This window comes from Streptococcus suis (assembly GCF_002960445.1).
Classification (GTDB): Bacteria; Bacillota; Bacilli; order Lactobacillales; family Streptococcaceae; genus Streptococcus; species Streptococcus hyiners.
On sequence record NZ_POJD01000216.1, the window covers coordinates 1 to 271 of the forward strand.

Below are 271 nucleotides of genomic sequence, written 5' to 3' on the forward strand. Positions count from 1 at the left end.
AGTCAATTCTTTTTGAGAATAGGCTAATAATTCCTCAGACTGATTGTCAAGATCCAGTATGAAAAAATACTCACCCAAAGCCGTTTTCAGGGGTCGGCTTTCTATTTTTGTTAAGCTGATTCCTCTCCATGAGAAAACAGACATGGCCTTATACAAGGCTCCTGGCAGGTTATCTGGCAATGTCAGTGCAAGACTGACTTTTTTAGCTACTTGTTCCAGGGCAATAGACGGAGCCTTATCCCCCAAAATCCAAAAGCGTGTAAAATTCTCG

At 41.7% G+C, this 271-nt stretch carries 1 pseudogene; it reads right to left on the bottom strand.

What is annotated here, in order from left to right:
- A pseudogene (locus tag C1G53_RS08840) lies at positions 1-271 on the bottom strand (prephenate dehydratase); the annotation flags it as partial.